The sequence below is a fragment of the Petrotoga sibirica DSM 13575 genome, assembly GCF_002924625.1.
Taxonomy (GTDB): domain Bacteria; phylum Thermotogota; class Thermotogae; order Petrotogales; family Petrotogaceae; genus Petrotoga; species Petrotoga sibirica.
Window position 1 is genome coordinate 21,845 of the sequence record NZ_JAHC01000022.1, and the last position, 20,885, is coordinate 42,729.

The following is a 20,885-nucleotide window of genomic DNA, read 5'->3' on the forward strand; positions in this document are numbered from 1 at the left end:
AATATACTCTAAAAATGCCACACAACTACCCATCCTCATGGTCTTTCTTAGCCTTTAAACAGGGATCATAAGGGGTAAAGCTCCTTTATCCGCTGAGGGTGGAGGGTGGGAATAGATAATAAAAGATAATCAATTAAAAAAGGGGGAAACCACCATAAAACATCAAAACTACACCAAACTAACGGACCACGAACTAATAGCACTCTCCAAAAACGGCGACAAAAAATCAAAAGAAACCCTATTCACCAAATACAAAGGCTTTCTTGTCAACGAAGCAAACAAACTCACCAAAAGTTGTGGCATAGACTTTGAAGACAGCTTTGGAAGTTTAACTTACCTCTTCCTATGTGCGATTGACAACTTCAATCTCAAAGGAAATTTCACAGGATACATGAAAAAATTTGTACAACTAAAAATAAAAAGCGACATCGGAAAAAGAAAAGCAAAAATGCCCTACGTACCAAAAGAGTACCCCTTTTACCTAAGAAACTTAGAAGAAATAATGATCGTTGAAGAAGAGATTGCCTACTATGAATAAAGCTCCTTACGAACAGGTTTCGGGGGCAAAGGGGCGCTAACAAAGGCTAAGCACAGCTTACATAAAAAGCACAAAAATTAATTCACAAAAGTAAGATTTTGATCTTAAAAGGGTCACAGGGCGGAGCCCTCCGCCCATTTTAATCCCTATTTAATTAATATTCAGTAAAATTAACTCTAACAAGTAGTTGATTTTTTAAAAGAATATGCTATAATAAATTTTGAAAAACAAAAAAATTTTACAATTTCAACTTAAAACACCAATTAAGATTTAATTTTAAAAGCCCACAGGGCTTTTATCAAAACAGCAACTCACAACACCTAACAGGGGGTTTGAATCGAAAATGCGAAAAGCAGCGGTTCACTTATTAGACATAACGCTCATATTCATTATGAACACTTTCATATTAGACCTACCAATAACCATCTCAACAATCTCATCTCTAATAATATACCTCGGGATATATTCTTTCAGAACATACGACACAGAAACGATGAAAAGTTACATAGAATCTCTAATAAAAACCACCGTTGGAACTCTTGTGAGTTTCATCGTTATACTAATTATCTACTTCTTCCTCAGTAAGTACTTCAACAGATACTTTTTCCTCACCAACCTATTGTACACAATAACCCTCTTGCCAATAATACACAAAATAGAATATAATATCTACGAAAAACACATGCCTGTAAAAAATTACCTCGTAATAGGCAGAAAAGAAGAAATAGGCAACATAATGGAAGAAATCTCAGAAAAAGCGCTCAACAAAATAAAATTCACACAATACATAAACCCAAACCCAGTAACACTTGATGAAATAATAAAACAAAACACACAAAAAACATTAACCCAAACAATACACGGCATAGTAATAACAGACCCAGAACTAGAAGAAAAGGTAAAACCACAAATACAAACCTACAAAGCAGAAGGCTTAGAGATTCAATACTTACCAAACATGGTAGAAAAATACCTAAAACGCATACCAATAGAAGTTGCTCAGAGATTCAAAGAATATTACGAGGTGGTGTTTCAAAAAGTAGAGGAGTACCCTTCAAAGAGATTTCTTGATATAATAATATCGACCATCGCCTTAGTAATACTCTCCCCAGTGATACTAATACTATCTCTAATAATACGCATTGAAGATGGAAAACCAGTAATATACACACAAGAAAGAATAGGCCTCAACAACGAAAAATTCACAATGCACAAATTCAGAAGCATGAAAAATAACACAGAAAACAGCAACGCTAAATTTGCAACAGATGAACAAGACAGAATACTAAAAATAGGCAAAATTATTCGACCAATAAGACTCGATGAAATACTCCAGTTTTATGATATACTAAAAGGCGATATGTCTTTTGTAGGTCCTAGGCCTGAACAAACAAAATTTGTAGAAGAATACAACGAGCTCATCCCTTTTTATTGGGCAAGGCACAAACTAAAGCCAGGCTTAACAGGCTGGGCACAGATAATGTACAAATACTCTTCTAATTTAGAAGAAGTGAAAACAAAACTTAGCTATGACCTATACTACGTAAAAAACAGAGATATATTCCTAGACGTGAATATCGTGTTCAAAACCATAGAAGCGGTATTTTGGAAAAGGGGAGCGGTGTAGTGTCAAAGAAAATATTAATTCTAGCTAATCATATAGATTGGGTGTTTTCTTTAAGGAAAGAACTTATTGAAAGATTTATAAAAGATTATAGTGTTATCATTTCAATACCTTATAAAAAAACTGAAAAAATCGAATATTTTAAAAATATAGGGTGTGAATTTAAATATGTAAAATATGAAGCAAGATCTACTAACATTTTTAAAGAACTTGATTTAATAAAAGAATATAAAAAAATAATTAAACAAATAAAACCCGATATAATATTGACCTATACAATAAAACCAAATATATATGGAACTTACGTAGCTAAAAAATACAAGATACCTATTATTCTCAACATAACAGGGTTAGGATCTGGTTTTAATAATAATAGTATTAAACATTTGGTAACAAATATGTACAAATACGCTTGTAAAAATGCTTCTTTCATTTTTTTTCAAAATGAAGATAATTATAGATATTTTATAGACAATAAAATTGCAGAAAAAGCTAAATCCAAAATTCTACCAGGTTCAGGTGTTAATTTAGAAAAGTTTAAGCCTACGAAAAAATCAAAAGATGATGGGATAACAAGATTCCTTTTCATAGGTCGAATTATGAAAGAAAAAGGCATAGAAGAGTACTTAGAAGCTGCAAAATACATTTCTAATAAATATTCAAACGTAGAATTTCAAATCTTAGGCCCATTTGAAGAGGAAAAGTATAAAGAAGTAATTTTAAACCTTAACAACTCAAAAATAAAGTATTTAGGAATCTCTGAAGACGTAAGAGATCAAATTAAAGAAGTAGATTGCATTATAAACCCTACTTACCATGAAGGAATGTCAAATGTTCTATTAGAAGGAGCGGCTATGGGGAAGCCTCTTATTGCAACTAATATCCCAGGATGCAGAGAAATAGTTGAAGATGGCGCAAATGGGTATTTGTTTGAACCAAAAAACACACAAAAACTAATAGAAAAAATAGAACAGTTTTTAAAGTTATCTCCTTCCGAAAGGGAGAAGCTCGGGACAGCTGGAAGACAAAAAGTTGAAGAAAACTTCGACAGAAACATTGTGATAAAAGCATACCTTGAAACACTTAGAAAGATACTAAATTAGTGCGTGAGATATCAAGTATCTTAATTCATTAAGAAGGTGATTTAATGTCAAATGTTCTTGTAACAGGTGGAGCTGGATTCGTTGGATATCACCTTTCTAAAAAGATTTTAGACAATAACTTTTCAACTATAATTTTAGACAATTTGGATGATTATTACGATATCGAACTAAAATTAAAAAGATTGTCTCTTTTAGGAATTGATACTTCAGAAATCAAATATGGAAAAGAGCAAAAAAGTAAAATGTATCACAATCTTGGATTTGTAAGAGGAGATATATGTGATAAAGAGCTAGTAGAAGATCTCTTTTCTAAAAATAACCTAGATTATGTAGTTCATATGGCAGCAAGATCAGGAGCAAGAAATTCATTTTCTAATCCCCTAGAATATATAAAAAATAATGTCGAAGGCACTACTAATATTTTGGAAATTGCGAATAGATATAATGTTAAGCATTTTTTATTCACTTCCTCTAGTTCAGTTTATGGAAATATGGAAGAAAATAAAGATATGAGTGAATTGAAACCTATATCGTTGTATGGAGCTACCAAGTTATCTGCAGAAATAATCGCAGAAACATATGCCAAATCAAAAAAACTTCCAATAACAATATCAAGATTATTCTCCGTTTACGGCCCCTTAGGAAGACCAGATGGGTTTATATATAAATGTATAGAAAGCATAAAAAATGAAATATCTATTGAACTTTTTAACAATGGGGAAATGTGGCGTGACTTTATTTACGTAAAAGACGTGAGCGAAATATTATTTAGAATACTACTATCAATTCCTGAAAGGGGCTTCAAAGTATATGATGTGGGAAGTGGAAAAGCTACTAAAATAACCGAAGTGCTTCAAATCTTGGAAGAAATCTTAGGTAAAAAGTCAATAGTAAAAAATATCAGCGGAAGTAAAAACGAAAGCATAATAACAAAAGCGCATAATGAATTGATCTATCAAGATGTAAACCTCGAAAAAGTATCTGATTTGAAAGCAAATCTAACAGATTTTTTACAAACTCAGAAGGTCTATTAAAACTATAGACTATTCATAAAGTTATTACTTAGAAAAGATTAGAGACTTTGAAAATAAAATGATTTTAAAAAATAAGATTCTGATTGTAAAAGGGTTACAGGGCGAAGCCTTTCCACCAGCCGGCTGAGCGATTGCAGGTTTTTTCCTTTAACGGGCGGGCTGCGGGGCGAAGGGGAGCTAAAGAGTTTTTACATAAAGTATTGAAAAAATCCCCAGGAGGTCAAAAATTGATATCTAACTACAAAAAACTAGATAACACAAAAACATATTTAGTAACAGGTGCAGCTGGCTTTATAGGATTTCATCTCTCTAAAAGATTATTAAACGAAGGATGCAGTGTAATTGGATTGGACAACTTAAACGATTATTATGATGTAAACCTAAAAAAGGATCGGTTAAACATTTTAAATCAACAAGAAAAATTCAAATTTAAATATGTCGATTTAAAAGATAAAGAAAAATTAGAAAATATATTCAAAGAAAGTAAGATAGATATCGTCGTTAATCTAGCGGCTCAGGCTGGGGTAAGATACTCTATTCAAAATCCTGATGTTTACATTCAATCCAACGTAGTTGGTTTTCTAAATATATTAGAAATGTGTAGGCATTACAAAATAGAACATTTAGTTTATGCTTCATCGAGTTCAGTCTACGGATTGAATATAAAAATGCCTTTTTCGGTTCATGATAATGTAGACCATCCCTTAAGCTTGTATGCAGCAACTAAAAAGTCTAACGAATTGATGGCACACACTTACAGTCATTTATATGGACTACCAACAACAGGCTTGAGATTTTTTACTGTTTATGGCCCGTGGGGAAGACCCGATATGGCATTATTCTTATTCACTGAAGCTATTCTTAATGACAAACCAATAAAAGTATTCAATTATGGTAAAATGAAAAGAGATTTTACATACATTGACGATATAATTGAAGGGGTAGTAAGGGTATTAAACAACCCACCGCAACCAAATCCTAATTGGGATAAAAGAAACCCAGATCCCGGAACAAGTAGCGCTCCTTACAAAGTATACAACATTGGGAACAATAACCCTGTAGAATTGATGAAATTCATTGAAACATTAGAAGATAAATTAGGTAAAAAAGCAAAAAAAGAATTCTTACCTATGCAAGATGGAGACGTACCAGAAACCTACGCCGAGATAGATGATTTAGTAAAAGATTTTGGATTTAAACCAAGTACCAGTTTAAATGAAGGAATTGAACGATTTGTTGAGTGGTATAAGGAGTATTATTAAGTTTAAAAATTGAATTAAATTCTTATAAATATTATTTATATATATTTTTTAAAGGGTGAAGAATTTTGATTGCAGCAAAATCAAAAGAAAATATAGCAGAAAATTTATTAATGGTTTTGTTAATAACAATTTTAGGAATGGTAATTCTTTCTTTTCCCATTGAAGAAGGTATAGGTTTTGTTTCTTTTTTAGGAATTTTGATCATCACCTTAATAATTGGGGCTAAAAATCCTTCAATCAAAGTAGCTTTATTAATTGCCTTTATTGTTAGATTTACTCTTGCTTTAATACAGTTTTACGCTTTTCCCTTACCAGATTCTACAGCAGATGCCGTTACTTTTGAGAGAGTTGCTTGGGATATGGCTTCTCAAGGGAATTTAATCCAAACCTTCACTTTTGGTGCTCGTTTCTATTCTTGGATAATTAGTATTTTTTATTCCTTATTTGGTGTCCGAAGTCCCTTGTTTATGCAATCTTTAAATGTTTTACTTGGTATTTTAATAGTATTCAATGTATACAAGATAACGAAAATAATATATAATGATGAACGTGTAAGCTCCATAGCTGCTTTAATCGCCTCACTATATCCAACTTTAGCGCTGTACTCTGCAATAACTCTAAGAGAAGCCTTTTTCACTTATTTTGCAAGTGCAGGAATTATATTTTTTGTAAAATGGTTAAAAGAGAATAATATAAGCACATTCTTATTGGCTATTATTCTTTTTTTACTTTCATCTTTATTCCATACTGCTGGATTTTTCTTAATAATTTCAGCTTTCTTAGTCCTGCTTTTCGAAGTATTCAAATTTTTAAAGAAAATGAAGTTACCCGTGAGGAGAATTACTTTAGTATTTTTTGGAATAATTGTTATTGTTTTTATGATCACAAGCGGAGTAGGAACTGACAAAATTATTGGTTTCTTAATTTCCGAAGATCCAGCAGAAGCTTTAATAACAACGCAAATTGCATATCAAAGGGGAAGAACAGCTTTCCCAGCTTTTTTAATACAGGATTCTTTAATTGGAACGATATTAGTTTTACCCATTAGATTTTTATATTTTGTTTTTTCACCGTTTATCTGGGATATTTCTGCAGCTGCTGATATAGTCGGTCTAATTGATGCACTAATTCTTATCATTCTATTTTGGAATATATTCAAATTCAAAAGATATGATCAAAATAAAGATGTGGTAAAAATCATGACTTTTTTTCTAATACTAACATTACTAACAACTTCATTAGGTGTGAATAATGTTGGGGCTGCAATAAGGCACAGAACAAAGTTTGTTCCCATAATTATTTCACTAGCATCTTATAATCTTTTTTACAATTCAAAAGTTTTTAGGTTTATCAGGAGTATTTTTATAACCTAATGATGGAATTGAAAAGGACTATCGCACAAGAAGAGAGTTTAAATTTCTATAAATATATTATTATAAATTAAGATTCCTTGGAGGATTAACTGACCATGAAAATACTTCACATCATTAATAACTTAGGGTCAGGAGGGGCGGAAAAATTAATCGAAGATTTATTACCCTTGATGAACAATACAGATGGAGTTAAAGTAGACTTACTCTTATTAACCAATGAAAATAATGTATTTGATAAAAAACTGACTAAGAGCGGTATTCAAATAGAAATTGTCCCAACGAATAAAATCTATAATCTTTTAAATATTTATTATATTAGAAAATATATCAAAAAAGGACAATACGATGTGGTGAATGTTCATTTATTCCCCTCTCTTTATTGGGCTTCCTTTGCTTCAAAATTAATATTTAAAAATAAACCCAAATTTGTTTTCACTGAGCATAGTACACACAACCAAAGAAGAGAGAAAGGATATTTGAGAATAATAGAGAAATTTGTATATTCTAGTTATGATAAAATAATTTCTATAAGTCAACAAGCTGAGGATAATCTTATCAAATGGTTAAAACCAAAAAATAACGGTCGATTCATAATCATCGAAAATGGAATAGATCTAAAAAAATTCGAAGAAGCTAAGCCCTATCTTAAACGTGAAATTAATACAAAGTTCGACGAAGATACGAAGCTTATTTGTATGGTAGGTAGATTTTCAGAAGCTAAAGATCAACCCACATTGATAAAAGCAATGAACCATATCTCCTCGAATGTTCATCTTTTGTTAATTGGAGAAGGCCCTTTAAAAGAAAAAAATAAAGAGTTAGTGAAGCAGATAAATTTAGAAGATAGGGTCCACTTTTTAGGATTTAGAGACGATGTGCCTAGAATTCTAAAAACCGTAGATATAGTTGTTTTGTCCTCTAATTGGGAAGGACTCCCTTTATCAGCTGTTGAAGGAATGGCTGCTGGGAAACCTTTAATAGGCAGCAACGTTCCAGGAATTAAAGAAGTCGTAGAGAATTATGGATTGTTGTTTTCAAAAGGCAATAGTGAAGAATTAGCTAACAAAATAAATCAGCTCATTAATGATCCACTAAAATATAACAAAATTGCCAAAAAATGTCAACTAAGAGCAAATTCTTACAATATAGAAAAAATGGTCGATGAATATATTGAGCAATATAAGATATTGTTAAACTGTAAAAATCGTAAAATTTATAAGGATTGATTCCAGAGCAAAAAGCTCTTCTCAAATCTTTCGATTTTTATTTTCGTTGGTAAATTTAATTCCAGTTTTATTAACTACTATGGAAAAATCAAGAAGACAATAGAGTATATGAAAACACACCACAGAAAACCATTGTTGATAAGGCAAAACACAGAAAAATAATACAAACATATGGAAGAAATAGAAAGTACAAACGTTGTAATATACTGAAATGTGTAAGATAAGAAGAAACTTGAAGGGTTAAAGTGTGAGTTTTTGATGGATCGTATTTAAACCAAAGGAATGGCAAATACAACTAATTGTAAAAGTGAGCTAAAGTTCTAACGAGAAAATTTTTTATATAAGGGGCTTTATTATGGTAAAAATATCTGTGATTATACCTGCGTATAATGTTGAGAATTATATAGAAAAGACATTAAAAAGTTTAACTCTTCAGACGTTTAAAGATTTTGAAGTAATTATTGTTAATGATGGTTCTACCGATAATACTGAAAACAAAATAAATTCGATCTTAAAAAATGCAGATTTTCCCTGGAAATTGTTAAAACAACAAAATCAGGGCGCCAGTGCAGCAAGAAATAAGGGGTTATCTGAAGTAAAAGGAGAATATGTTTCCTTTCTTGACGGCGATGATTATTACAATGTTTTTTTTCTTGAAAAAATGTATAATAAAGCCAAGGAAAATGATTATGATATGGTTGTTTGCAGTTATATCTTAATCTCAGAAAATGAAAAAATTATCTCTAAATCGTTACAATTAGACGATCTTTTAGGTAAACCTTTGAATGGTAAAGATTTTCTAAAAATAATTTTGCAAAAAGAGATCCAGCCAACGATAAGCAGTATTATTTTCAAAAAAAAGTTATTGATCGACAATAATTTAATATTTACAAAAAAATGTACTAACGGAGAAGATGTGGAATTTTCGATAAAAGCTTTATTTCATTCTAGATTAGTAATTAGCGTTCCTGAACCTTTGGTGTTTTATGTCAAAAGGAAATCTTCTGCTAGCCAAGAAAGTACAGTAAGAGTCTTTCACTTTGTTGGAGCTATGAAAAGAGTTCTAAGGTACTTAGAAAAAAATCATGCTGAGGATGAATTATTATTTTTAATAAAGCACAAACGAATACCTCAAGCTTATATCACTTCGCTTGCCAAAATTTCTAAAAGTAAAAATCCTGAGAATAAAAAGATCTTATTAAAAGTTATTAAGAACCCAAAAGTCAAAGAGACTCTACTTAATTACCAACCAAAAAGTTGGAAAGAAAAGTTGAAATTGAAGACCTTAATTTATTTTCCCAGATTATTTTATTTAGTATATAATAAAAGATTAAATAACCTGGCTCTCCTCCAAAAAGTGTGGGTAGAAAAAATGAAAGATAAACTTATGATTAAATAATTTTGCAACTTTTAGAAAAATTGGAGGAGCTGAGGAGTGAAGAGAAAAAGCTAATATTTTTAAAATCAAAAAGTTCTTTTCTTTAAAGGGAGAGCGAAGGAATCGAGTTTTTTTATCACGAAACTATACAGTTAGTTTTAACAGAAAGTTCCATGAATAAACTAAAAGTTATTAAAAGGATAATGCATGGATGAAACAAATTTGAGATGCTGAGATAGAAAGTTCTTATTATTAGGAGGAGTAGATAGAGATCCATACTTAATGGATAGAATTAGTATTCGATGAGCAACAGTATTAGCACTGACTGTTGAATCTAATTCTCTATTGAAGAAATGCTGCTGGTGAGTTTTTCTAATTGCCTAAGCATCAGTCTGACTTCCCATAATTTAATTTCGTCAAAAAGGAGGAAAAATTTTGGTTTTAATTGTTTGTAGTACACCATTGCAAATTATGAATGCTTTAAATTTAAAGCTTACTCTTTTAAAAAATGATATAGTTGATTTAATTGTTTTAGATCATAGCAAAGACAATATAATTTATTATGAAGAGCTTAAAAAATCGAATTTTTTTAATGATTTGTTTTTTTTAAAATCTAAATATATGAATACTGATAATATCAAAATTAAATGGTTAAGATATTTAAAAGCTATTAACCATTATATAAGAAAAAATAAATTTCTTAGACAGTCTACTGGCTTTGATAAAAAATATGAAGAATTTTTTGTATGTTCACCAGACCTTCCTTCTCAGATCATATATTATCACTTAAAGAAAAATAATCCTTCAATAAGACTCAATATGCTAGAAGAGGGTACTTTTGCCTATCAATATTTTTTACCTCGATATAAGAATAAATTATTAAAAAGAATGTTTATTAAATTTGTTTTTGATGGAAATACACTTAAAAATTATCAAAGAGCTTATATTTATAGGCCAGATTTCATGGAAGAATCTGGAGAAAATATAGAGTTAAAAAAACTTCCATTTATTGATAGAAATAATAATGAAATCGTTCAAATTTTCAACAATGTCTTTGAATATAAAAATACAGATAACACAGAATGGGAACAAAAAGTATTTTACTTTGACCAACCGTTTCAATTTCAATCAATAAATGCAAATGTATTAAAGTTAGTTGATTTTATCAGCACGAAATTAGGCCCTAAATTTCAGTTGAATATTAAATTACATCCTAGAACTAATAAAAACATATTTGAAAATAAAGTAAATGTCATGCAGACTCGAGTACCTTTCGAATTTGTGGTTATGAATAATGAAGTAAAAGATAAAATATTAATATCAGTATTTTCATCAGCTTGCCTAAATCCAAAAATAATGTTTGACGAAGAACCATATGTGATACTATTATATAAAATAATTGACTTGCCGAGGCTGTGGAATTTAAATGAAAGAAACTTCAATTTGGCTTACAAAGTAAAAGAAAGTTATAAAGCCAAGAATAAGTTTTTTATTCCTGAAACTTTCGAAGAATTATCTGAAATTATTGACTTTTTACTTTATAATTCTCAACAATATTCTGAGAGTCAAATGAAAACGGAGAATGATTGATAAATACCAAAATAATTGTTATAATCTTTTTGTATTGTTCAAAAATTGAACGAAGGTGTTGAATATTATGCAAGATAATGAGATACTCATTTTAGAAGAATTAGAAAAGAATTCTAATATAACTCAAAGAGATCTTTCAGAAAAAACAGGTTTATCCTTGGGAATGGTGAATATACTTTTAAAAAAGTTCATCAAAAAAGGATTTTTCAAATTAGAAAGGTTAAACAGTAAGAGTTTCAGGTACATATTAACCCCAGAAAGATTCAAAGAAAAGAGTAAAAAAACAATAGAGTATATGAAAATATACTATAGAAGAACATTGTTGATAAAGTAAAACTTGAAGGTTTGAAATGTGAGTTTTTGATGGGGCACATTTAAGTCAATATTAAAATTAAAGAAAGCTGAAAAAGTCGATGAATGAATAGAAAAAGTTATTAATCTAAAAATCAGAATTTTTTTCTCGAGAATATGAGAATAATAGATATAGTTCTACAATCAAGGGTAAGAACAATAGCGGTTTGTATTAGAAATACTAAAAGAAAGGTAAGGGCAAGAACATGAATATCTATAATAAATTCATTGAGGAAGTTGATAAAAATGGTCTTGCTTATGCTATGAAGAAAAGCATAAAACATATCTCTAGGAAAACAGAAAAAATACGTATAAATAATATTATTGATAGTTTTAAGGTTTTAATGTCTGAAAACAATATAATAGTTTATTGGTGGAATAGCTTAGATAACTTTGGGGACACTTTAAATCCAATATTAATAAAAAAACTATTTAAGAAGAACGCTTATCATCCAAATAAAATAATAAACTTCAGAAACAAAACTGTGTACTCTGCAATAGGTAGCATATTGCAAATTGTAAATTACAAAAAACTTGAAATTTGGGGATCAGGTTTTATAGATGAAAATAGTTTTTTAAAATGTGAACCAGTGGAAATACATGCCGTGAGAGGACCCTTGACTCGAATGAAGTTAAAACAACAAGGGTTTTATTGTCCGGAAGTTTATGGAGATCCTGGCTTACTCGTTCCAAAATTCTATAATCCAAAGGTTAAAAAAACCTTTAAATTAGGGATAGTAGCTCATTATGTGGATAAGGATAACAAAATCATAAATTTTTTAAAAAACAAATACAAAGAAGATATTTTATTTATCGATATACAAGGTAACTGGAGAGAAGTTATAGATAATATTAATAAATGCGAAATTATAGCATCTAGTTCATTACATGGAATTATTACTGCTGATGCATATAATATACCTTCCTTGTGGATAAAATTATCTGATAAAGTATCCGGAGGAAACTTCAAGTTTCATGATTATATGCTCTCAGTGGGAAGAAAACAAATGGAACCTTTTTTATTGAATAGGGAATATAAATTGATAGATATAATAAATTCAGTAGAAGATTATAAAATTAACATCGATCTTGAAAAATTAGTCAATAGTTGTCCATTCAAAGATATCAAGAACAATTAACTTTAAAAATAAACAATTAATAATGATTCTCTTCCAAAAAGTGTAGGTAGAAAAAATAAAATATGAGAAGATGATTAAATAATCTGGTATCTTTTAGAAGAACACAAAATAGACCAGGAGTGATACCAGATGAGACAGGGAGCTATCCAAATTCTTTGAAAAGATAGGGAATATAACAGATCCATGGTACATAGAAAAGATAGAACAACAAGGAGATACAATAAACATCTCTACAGCCTTTGATTTTCCTTATTTTTTTTCATAAACTTAATTTAACTCCATCTTAATTAACCATTATTTTCGTAAGAGAATCAAAAACATTTGACAAATACTAAAATAATTGCTATAATCTTTTTACATTGTTCAAAAATTGAACGAAGGTGTTGAATATAATGCAAGATAATGAGATACTCATTTTAGAAGAATTAGAAAAGAATTCCAATATAACTCAAAGAGACCTTTCAGAAAAAACAGGGTTATCCTTAGGAATGGTGAATTTACTTTTAAAAAAGTTCATCAAAAAAGGGTTTGTCAAATTAGAAAGGTTAAACAGCAAGAGTTTCAGGTACATATTAACGCCAGAAGGATTCAAAGAAAAGAGTAAAAAGACAATTGAATATATGAAGATATACTATAGAAGGACGTTGTTGATAAAACAAAACATAGAAAGAACAACACAAAGATATGGAAGAAATAGAACTTACGTTCTATTTGGGAAAGATAAAGAGATGAATGAAATAATAGAAGGGATATTGAAAGAATTGGGAGTTAAATACATAACAGAAAACGATGTTGAAAAAATAGAAAGTACAAATGTTGTACTATACTGGAATGTGGAAGATAAGGAAAAACTTGAAGGGTTGAATTGTGAGTTTTTGATGGATCGCATTTAAGTCAATATTGAGATCAAAGAAAGCAGAAAAAGTTGAAGAATGATAGAAAAAGCTAATGATTTAAAAATCAGAAAGTTCTTTTCTTGAGAGATATGGATAGAGTTCGACAATTAGTAGAAAGAACCATTCAAGCGAGAGCAGGGTATCTCTTTACAAAAGAAATAATAAAAAGAACAAAAAACAGATTTTTAGTACCATTTTTTAAGTTTCATATTCATACATATTATACGAGGGGGAATAATAGTGAAAAAATTACTTATACACATAGGTTATCCTAAAACCGCAACTACAACTATTCAACATAGATTATTTGCAACTCTACATGAAACTGAGAGAATTAACTATTTAGGGAGAGCTGATTATTCAGCGAATACTTATTTTGAACAAGCAGTTGGCTTAGAAAACTATTTGTGTTTGAATGAAAATTTTCACGTGAACAACCTCAAAATTTTCTCGGAAAAAAACAATGTAATTTCTAATGAAGTTTTCACTGCGTCTGTATATACTCGGGAGATTCTTTTGGGCCGCAGGATTGTTGATCCTCTTGAATATCCGCAGAGATTATCTACTTTATTTAAAAATGTTGTTGATAATATTGAAATAATGGTAACGATTAGGAATCAAAAAGATTTGATATATTCTCATTATGTGCAAAATTATCCCTGGCTTGCTAATGATAAATCAAATGACGCGCCAACGAAATTTATATTTGAAGATGGCCAAATTTTAAGAAAAGAAAGGTTTAAAATTTTTTATTTTTCTGATCTTTTAGACAAGTATGAGGAAAATTTTGGGAAAGAAAATATACACATATTGCTTTTTGAAGATCTTAAATGTGACACAAAATTTTTTTACGACCAACTTAGCCAAATAATAAATGTGGAAAGCAGCTTAGTTGAAAGACTTTTAGCGGGAGGTCATCTTAACAACAGGAGAAAGACTAATACCGGATATTATAGGGAGACTCGTAAAGCAAATGCACTAGGGAAAGTTGTGAAAAAATTTCGTGAGACTAATATTGGTAACAAAATTATTAATTCTTATAAGGAAAAATACGGTTCGAATAGTAAAATGTTAAACACTATTCGTAAGTTAATGTATAAAGAAGATTATATTTTCATTCCTAAGCTAAGTGAAGAAGAAAAAAATATCATTTTTCAGGAATTTAGGGAAAGTAATCTAAAACTCAGTGAAAAGTATCATATTGATCAAGAGAAATTGAAAAAGTATGGATATATTTAATAAATTGAGGTAACTTGCATGAGTGAAATCAGAGAATTGGGAAGTAAATCAGCTATTGTTTTTACTGGAAGAATCTTTGGGCAATTTATTGGATTCATTTCAGTTATCATTATTGGGAGACTTTTAGGTGCAGAGATATACGGGCAATTTGTGTATATAACAAGCTTTTTAAGCTTTTTTATTATAATTCCAAAACTGGGTATGGAAAATGGTATTGTATCCTTTCTGTCTAGAAATACGATTAGTAAAGAAGAAAAAAGAAGTATTTTAAGTTTTAGCCTACGTTTAACTGGGACCTTAAGTTTAATTGTCATTGTTGTTAGTTATCTTAATGCGGAATTTATACTAAAAACTTTGTTGAACGATGTTGCCTATGGAGAGTTGTTTCTTCTTCTTTTACCTACTATAATTTTAGATTCAGTAAAGGCTATGTTGCAAAGCTCTTTGAGGGCAGTAAGAAAAATTAAAGAGATAACTTTTATGGAGAATCTTTTTGCACCGATAAGTAAGATTCTTTTTGTTATCTTACTTGTAATAATATTCAATATTCAAAATTACCTGCCGTTAGTGATTCCGTTGTATGTCAATTCCTTTGCTTCAATAGTATACTATATATATAAGTTGAACAAATTGGGCTTGATAGGGAAAGTATCCAAACAGTTTGAAAATATGCAATTAGTAAGGTTTTCATTGCCCTTATTATTCACTGGTGTAGTATCTATCATCACTCACAACGTTGACCAGTACATGATTGGCTATATGAGAGGGGCAACTGATGTAGGGATTTACAGGATAGCTTTACAGTTTGGTACATTTTCCAGTATGGCTTTGGGAGCTGTAAACACCGTTTTCGCTCCCCTGATTTCCAATCTTTATCACGATAATAGAATTAGAGATCTATCAAATATGTATAAGTTAACTACAAAATGGATTACCGCGATAAATCTGATGATATTCGGGATGATACTGGTTTTTTCTGAAGACATCATGCATCTTGCAGGAGAAGAATTCATGGCTGGTTCCGTCGCTTTGATCTTGGTGTGTCTTGGCCAGATTATCAACTCAATAGTTGGATCCGTAGGATATTTAAATACAATGACGGGGCATCCTCAGTTGAACCTAATTGGGAGTGTTATTGCTATGGCTGTAAATGTGGTTTTAAATTTGCTTTTGATTGGGCCGTTAGGTATCAACGGGGCTGCTATTGCAACAGCAGCTTCTTTAGGAGTAGGAAATATAATAGCTTTCATTTTTATGTACAAGAGCTTAAAAATTCATCCGTATGATAAGAGTTATATATCTTTGTTTGGAGTTCTAGCTTTATCTACGGTCATTATTTATATTTTGTCAAGTTTTATGGATATTAATTATCTACTTAGGCTTATTATTTGTGGGGTTGTATACAGTGCGTTATTCGTATTTTTGGTGTTTAAATTTGTAATGAGTGAGTATGAGGTAAATACTTTAAAAAAAGAAATTAAGAAAGTTTTCAAAAAAGCTTAGGAGCTGGTTAAATGGAGAAGTATCAAGAGGAATTGAGTTATCTTAAATCTTTGGCTATCAAAGCTGGGCAGGCAATAATGGAGGTATATGAAAGGGAGTTCGATGTTGAAATAAAAGAGGATAATTCGCCTCTGACCGAAGCAGATAAGAAGTCAAATGCTATTATAGTCCGTGGACTTAGAGAGGTTTTCCCGAATTATGCTATTCTTTCTGAAGAGTCAAAAGACGACAAAAGTAGATTCAATAACGACTTTTGTTTTATAGTTGACCCTTTGGATGGTACCAAAGAGTTTATAAAACAAAACGGGCAATTTACAGTTAATATAGCCCTTTGTTATAAAAAGAGGCCTATTTTGGGAGTTATTTATGCACCTGCAATTAAAAAGCTTTATTATGCCTTTAAAGGTGAAGGGGCATATTTAGAAGATGTTGAAAATGGTGAAGTGAAAAGGCTTAAAGTTACGGATAAAACAAACAATCTGATCATTGTAGCCAGTAAGTCTCACTCTTCCCAGAAGGAGAAGGAGCTTATAGATGATCATAAAGAGTTTATCAGTGATGTGATATATGCTGGAAGTTCACTCAAGGGCTGTATGGTAGCAGAGAGTAAAGCGGATGTTTATTATCGTTTTGGGCTTACTTCTGAGTGGGATACAGCAGCTATGCACTGCATAGTTGAAGAATCTGGGGGGATATTCCGGCAGTTGGATGGTTCTGAAATGTTGTACAATAGAGAAAACGTTCTCAATGAAAAAGGTTTTTATGTTGTAAACAGAGAAGAAAATATCTGGGTTTAATTAGGAAAGATAAAATGTTTGATATAACGTTGATACCTTTCTTATAGTTTTTGTGATTTCATATTTATTGATGAGTATTTATATGGAATGAGATGTCGATCGATTAATTTAAGGATCTTTGTACCGTTAAAATTTTAACTTGACTCTACCCTCTGATTGGAGTATAATACTCTAAATAGAGTGTTATGAGGAGGGGTAGTAGATGGAAACTTTTTGGTTTTTTGTAATCGTTGGATTTTTAGCTCAAGTAGTTGATGGGGCATTAGGGATGGCTTATGGGGTTATTTCAAACTCTCTTTTGCTTACCGCTGGTGTGGCCCCTGCGATATCAAGTGCGTCTGTTCATTTTGCTGAAATTTTCACCACCCTTGTATCCGGATATTCTCATCTTAAGTTTGGTAATGTTGATAAAAGCCTTTTTAAAAAGCTTGTGATACCAGGTATTATCGGTGGGATTATAGGGGCATATATATTATCTAACATTGACGGAAGCAAAATTAAACCTTATATCGGGATCTATTTGTTGATAATGGGTTTAAGAATTTTATTTAAAGTATTTACTATTAACAAACCTTCAAAAGAAAAAATAACAAAAAGAAGGCATTATTCTTTCTTAGGATTAGTGGGAGGCTTTTTTGATGCCGTTGGTGGTGGTGGTTGGGGACCAATTGTTACTTCAACTTTAGTATCGGATGGCAAGCATCCTGCAAAAACAGTTGGTTCTGTCAACGCTGCAGAGTTTTTTGTGACCGTCTCTGAAGTAGCTGCGTTCATTGCTTTATTATCACAGTTTAATTGGCAAGTGATTATAGGATTGATTGTTGGTGGTGTTTTAGCAGCTCCCATAGCTGCTTTTATGACCAAAAAGATTCCTACAAAAGTACTTATGGTTTCATTGGGTTGTGTAATTTCCATATTAAGTATAAGAATGATTGTATTGTAAATTTCAACTTAAAAATTTTAGAAATAAAAAGATTTTCAACAATAAATTATGATTTTAAAAGGGTTACAGGGCGGGCGCAGAGTTTTTTAAGACAGTAATGGATTAAGCTTTAGGAGGTATAAAAGTGGAGAGAAAAAAGAGCGAGAATGTAGTATGGCATGCTGGGAAGGTAAAAAAAGAAGATAGAGAAAGATTTTTAGGACAAAAAGGAGTAATCCTTTGGTTTACGGGGTTATCTGGATCTGGAAAATCGACTATAGCACATGAATTGGAAGAAAGATTGTTGAAAATGGGAAAATTGTCGTATGTTTTAGACGGAGACAATATTAGACACGGTTTAAATGGTGATTTAGGATTCTCACCGGAAGATAGAGAAGAAAATATTAGAAGGATAGGAGAGGTTGCAAAGTTATTTGCAGATCTTGGGATAATTACCATGACTGCATTCATTTCTCCATACAGAAAAGATAGACAGAGGGTAAGAGAGCTAGTAAAAGACGGAGAATTTATTGAGATATACGTAAAATGTCCAATTGATGAATTAAAAAACAGGGATCCAAAAGGTATGTACGAAAAAGCGATAAAGGGAGAAATAAAAAATTTTACCGGGATTTCTGCTCCCTACGAAGAACCCGAAAATCCTGAGTTAATTTTAAACACTGATGTAGAAAGCATAGAAGAATCGGTTGAAAAGGTTATTGCATATTTGAGAAACAAAGATATCATTTGAACAAATCGGGTGGGGAGCGTTTGTTGCAGTATGCAAACTATGTTTTTTTGCAGTCTTGTGCAAAAAGCTTATTGCTGATTTGTGCAAAACGCTTTTATAATGTTTTAGAAACAATTTCCATATTCTCATTTGCGAAGCTTTTGCCGTTTTATGCAAAAAGCTTTTTAATAATGCTTTAGAAGTAACATCCTCATTCTCATTTGCGAAGCAAATGATGTTACTCGAATTTGGGGATCTTAAGGGGTTTACCCTTTTGCAGTCTTGTGCAAAAAGCTTATTGCTGATTTGTGCAAAACGCTTTTATAATGCTTTAGAAACAATTTCCATATTCTCATTTGCGAAGCAAATGATGTTACGCGAATTTGGGGATCTTAAGGGGTTTACCCCTTAATGCCTAATTATGGAGGTCTAAAAAATGATTGAGCCACACGGTGGAAAATTGGTCAACAAGATAGCTACTGAAGAAGAAAAAAAAGAATGGTTAAAAAGGTCGAAAGACTTGAAAAGTGTAGATGTAACTTATTTTGATCTATCTGAGTTAGAAAACATTGCAACAGGTTTATTCAGCCCTTTAGAAGGGTTTATGACAAAAGAAGATTACGATTCCGTTTTAAACGACATGAGGTTATCTAACGGAACGGTATGGTCTATTCCAATAATTCTATCGGTAAAAAAAGAGATTGCAGACGAATTAAAAGTGGGAGAAGATGTATTGATAAAGAATGAGGAGGATTCGAAAGAGTACGCTATACTACATCTTCAAGAAAAGTTTGAAAGAAGGAAAGAAGAAGAGGCGTTGAAGGTTTACAAAACCCAAGACAAAGCCCACCCTGGGGTGAAGTTTTTATACGAGCAAGGAGAAATAGCATTAGGTGGGGAGATTACCTTACTCAACAGGATAGAACACGAAAACTTTCAAGAGTTCAGATTCGACCCAAAAGATACAAGAAAGATATTCTCTGAAAAAGGTTGGAAAACGATAGTAGCCTTTCAAACGAGAAATCCCATACACAGGGCACACGAGTATTTACAGAAAACAGCGCTTGAAATCGTCGATGGTTTGTTCTTAAACCCGTTGGTGGGAAAAACAAAAGATGAAGACATTCCTTCTGATGTGAGGATGAAATCCTACGAAGTTATACTGGACAAGTACTACCCAAAAGAAAGGGTATTTTTAGGGGTATTTCCTGTTAACATGAGATACGCTGGACCAAAAGAAGCGATCTTTCATGCGATATGTAGAAAGAATTATGGATGCACACATTTTATTGTAGGAAGAGACCATGCAGGTGTTGGAGATTACTATGGAACTTACGAAGCTCAAGAGATATTTGACCAGTTTAAACCTGAAGAGATAGGTATAGTACCGCTAAAATTTGAGCATGCGTTTTATTGCAAAAAGTGTGAAAACATGGCAACAGCAAAAACATGTCCCCACGGAAAAGAAGACCATGTGTTCCTTAGTGGGACAAAGGTAAGAGAAATGCTTTCAAAAGGAGAAAAACCACCAAAAGAATTCACAAGAGCCGAGGTTGCAGAAATACTAATGGAATACTATATGAACAAATGACTTAGTTAATTTTTAGATAAAATATTAGATTGTTGAAAAATATACAAGACGTCTGTACAAGGCGTCTTTTTTATTCGTTGAGTCTTTATATTTTCGACTGTGGAACAAAGCTTGGCAAGTGCAAATCTTTAGATAAATATTATAGAGGAACTTTTTTCTACTAAAAAATGATTAATAAGATAGAATTTATACCCAATCTTCTCATTTACATATAGTATAATCTAATGCGGGTAGCGAACAAACTTTAGAACGAACTTAAAAGTTCAGACAGTATATGCGTTCTACTACCCACTCATTTTTTAAAGAAAATAGTTGTTTATGGTTGTATTGTATTATCAAATATTATAAAAGTCGAGTATGATAGTTCCCTATTGCACTTTCTAAACGAAAAGTGTACCAAAAATAAGAATCGGCTAAACGAAAAGCGTACCACCCTATCACACAAATCCTGTATAATGAATTTGGCTAAAAAAATTGTACAGGAGGAAAAGAAAGGTGATAGAGATGGTACAATACAATTATATAAGATTTTTGTATTTTAACAAACACAAAAGTCAAAGAGAGATAGCAAAAGAAATGGGGATACACA

18 protein-coding genes are annotated in these 20,885 nt (G+C 31.2%); all 18 read left to right on the forward strand.

Annotated features, from left to right (window positions below; genetic code table 11):
- The first annotated feature begins 391 nt into the window (after positions 1 to 391).
- The 18 genes from AA80_RS10040 (at position 392) to sat (ending at position 20,296) form a co-directional block, all read left to right on the forward strand.
- Entirely contained in the window at positions 392 to 538 is a 147-nt protein-coding gene (locus AA80_RS10040; RefSeq protein ID WP_166667802.1) for a hypothetical protein, read from the forward strand.
- Between the two features lie 343 nt (positions 539 to 881).
- Positions 882 to 2,165, forward strand: a complete 1,284-nt coding sequence (locus tag AA80_RS06380; RefSeq protein WP_103876960.1) for an exopolysaccharide biosynthesis polyprenyl glycosylphosphotransferase — start codon at positions 882 to 884, stop codon at positions 2,163 to 2,165.
- On the forward strand, positions 2,165 to 3,265 hold the full coding sequence (locus AA80_RS06385) for a glycosyltransferase family 4 protein (RefSeq protein WP_103876961.1): 1,101 nt from the start codon (positions 2,165 to 2,167) through the stop codon (positions 3,263 to 3,265). Before AA80_RS06380 ends, AA80_RS06385 begins: the two co-directional genes overlap by 1 nt.
- Before the next feature lie 44 nt (positions 3,266 to 3,309).
- Entirely contained in the window at positions 3,310 to 4,299 is a 990-nt protein-coding gene (locus tag AA80_RS06390) for an NAD-dependent epimerase/dehydratase family protein (protein ID WP_103876962.1), read from the forward strand.
- Positions 4,300 to 4,526: 227 nt separating this feature from the next.
- Positions 4,527 to 5,561: an NAD-dependent epimerase gene (locus AA80_RS06395; protein WP_103876963.1), complete on the forward strand. Its 1,035-nt coding sequence runs from the start codon at positions 4,527 to 4,529 to the stop codon at positions 5,559 to 5,561.
- A gap of 65 nt (positions 5,562 to 5,626) precedes the next feature.
- Positions 5,627 to 6,934 (forward strand): glycosyltransferase family 39 protein, encoded by a 1,308-nt coding sequence (locus AA80_RS06400; protein ID WP_103876964.1) that lies wholly within the window; start codon positions 5,627 to 5,629, stop codon positions 6,932 to 6,934.
- A 95-nt stretch (positions 6,935 to 7,029) separates the two neighbouring features.
- Positions 7,030 to 8,160, forward strand: coding sequence for a glycosyltransferase (locus AA80_RS06405; protein ID WP_103876965.1), 1,131 nt, complete (start codon positions 7,030 to 7,032; stop codon positions 8,158 to 8,160).
- Positions 8,161 to 8,515: 355 nt separating this feature from the next.
- Positions 8,516 to 9,559 carry a glycosyltransferase family 2 protein gene (locus AA80_RS06410; protein ID WP_103876966.1) on the forward strand — a complete coding sequence of 348 codons (1,044 nt, stop codon included), beginning with the start codon at positions 8,516 to 8,518 and terminating at the stop codon, positions 9,557 to 9,559.
- A 414-nt stretch (positions 9,560 to 9,973) separates the two neighbouring features.
- The gene (locus AA80_RS06415) at positions 9,974 to 11,128 is read left to right on the forward strand and encodes a polysialyltransferase family glycosyltransferase (RefSeq protein ID WP_103876967.1); all 1,155 of its coding nucleotides are present in this window, start codon (positions 9,974 to 9,976) and stop codon (positions 11,126 to 11,128) included.
- A 67-nt stretch (positions 11,129 to 11,195) separates the two neighbouring features.
- Positions 11,196 to 11,462, forward strand: a complete 267-nt coding sequence (locus AA80_RS06420; RefSeq protein WP_243830552.1) for a winged helix-turn-helix transcriptional regulator — start codon at positions 11,196 to 11,198, stop codon at positions 11,460 to 11,462.
- Positions 11,463 to 11,685: 223 nt separating this feature from the next.
- The gene (locus AA80_RS06425) at positions 11,686 to 12,618 is read left to right on the forward strand and encodes a polysaccharide pyruvyl transferase family protein (RefSeq protein ID WP_103876968.1); all 933 of its coding nucleotides are present in this window, start codon (positions 11,686 to 11,688) and stop codon (positions 12,616 to 12,618) included.
- Positions 12,619 to 13,010: 392 nt separating this feature from the next.
- On the forward strand, positions 13,011 to 13,511 hold the full coding sequence (locus AA80_RS06430) for a winged helix-turn-helix transcriptional regulator (protein ID WP_103876969.1): 501 nt from the start codon (positions 13,011 to 13,013) through the stop codon (positions 13,509 to 13,511).
- Between the two features lie 243 nt (positions 13,512 to 13,754).
- Positions 13,755 to 14,753, forward strand: coding sequence for a sulfotransferase domain-containing protein (locus tag AA80_RS06435; protein WP_166667801.1), 999 nt, complete (start codon positions 13,755 to 13,757; stop codon positions 14,751 to 14,753).
- Between the two features lie 18 nt (positions 14,754 to 14,771).
- Positions 14,772 to 16,256 carry a flippase gene (locus tag AA80_RS06440; RefSeq protein WP_103876971.1) on the forward strand — a complete coding sequence of 495 codons (1,485 nt, stop codon included), beginning with the start codon at positions 14,772 to 14,774 and terminating at the stop codon, positions 16,254 to 16,256.
- Positions 16,257 to 16,267: 11 nt separating this feature from the next.
- Positions 16,268 to 17,053, forward strand: coding sequence for a 3'(2'),5'-bisphosphate nucleotidase CysQ (gene cysQ / locus AA80_RS06445; RefSeq protein ID WP_103876972.1), 786 nt, complete (start codon positions 16,268 to 16,270; stop codon positions 17,051 to 17,053).
- Positions 17,054 to 17,255: 202 nt separating this feature from the next.
- Positions 17,256 to 17,996: a sulfite exporter TauE/SafE family protein gene (locus AA80_RS06450; RefSeq protein ID WP_103876973.1), complete on the forward strand. Its 741-nt coding sequence runs from the start codon at positions 17,256 to 17,258 to the stop codon at positions 17,994 to 17,996.
- A 124-nt stretch (positions 17,997 to 18,120) separates the two neighbouring features.
- A complete protein-coding gene (gene cysC / locus AA80_RS06455) occupies positions 18,121 to 18,726 on the forward strand; it encodes an adenylyl-sulfate kinase (RefSeq protein WP_103876974.1) in 606 nt (201 codons plus the stop codon).
- A gap of 415 nt (positions 18,727 to 19,141) precedes the next feature.
- Positions 19,142 to 20,296 (forward strand): sulfate adenylyltransferase, encoded by a 1,155-nt coding sequence (gene sat, locus AA80_RS06460; protein ID WP_103876975.1) that lies wholly within the window; start codon positions 19,142 to 19,144, stop codon positions 20,294 to 20,296.
- Positions 20,297 to 20,885 lie beyond the last annotated feature (589 nt).

Excerpts from the sequence above, each read along its gene's own strand:
- AA80_RS10040 (WP_166667802.1), top strand. The coding sequence starts at position 392 with ATGAAAAAATTTGTACAACTAAAAATAAAAAGCGACATCGGAAAAAGA.
- AA80_RS06430 (WP_103876969.1), top strand. The coding sequence starts at position 13,011 with ATGCAAGATAATGAGATACTCATTTTAGAAGAATTAGAAAAGAATTCC.
- AA80_RS06450 (WP_103876973.1), top strand. The coding sequence starts at position 17,256 with ATGGAAACTTTTTGGTTTTTTGTAATCGTTGGATTTTTAGCTCAAGTA.
- sat (WP_103876975.1), top strand. The coding sequence starts at position 19,142 with ATGATTGAGCCACACGGTGGAAAATTGGTCAACAAGATAGCTACTGAA.
- AA80_RS06440 (WP_103876971.1), top strand. The coding sequence starts at position 14,772 with ATGAGTGAAATCAGAGAATTGGGAAGTAAATCAGCTATTGTTTTTACT.
- AA80_RS06405 (WP_103876965.1), top strand. The coding sequence starts at position 7,030 with ATGAAAATACTTCACATCATTAATAACTTAGGGTCAGGAGGGGCGGAA.
- cysQ (WP_103876972.1), top strand. The coding sequence starts at position 16,268 with ATGGAGAAGTATCAAGAGGAATTGAGTTATCTTAAATCTTTGGCTATC.
- AA80_RS06425 (WP_103876968.1), top strand. The coding sequence starts at position 11,686 with ATGAATATCTATAATAAATTCATTGAGGAAGTTGATAAAAATGGTCTT.
- AA80_RS06420 (WP_243830552.1), top strand. The coding sequence starts at position 11,196 with ATGCAAGATAATGAGATACTCATTTTAGAAGAATTAGAAAAGAATTCT.
- AA80_RS06390 (WP_103876962.1), top strand. The coding sequence starts at position 3,310 with ATGTCAAATGTTCTTGTAACAGGTGGAGCTGGATTCGTTGGATATCAC.
- AA80_RS06380 (WP_103876960.1), top strand. The coding sequence starts at position 882 with ATGCGAAAAGCAGCGGTTCACTTATTAGACATAACGCTCATATTCATT.
- AA80_RS06410 (WP_103876966.1), top strand. The coding sequence starts at position 8,516 with ATGGTAAAAATATCTGTGATTATACCTGCGTATAATGTTGAGAATTAT.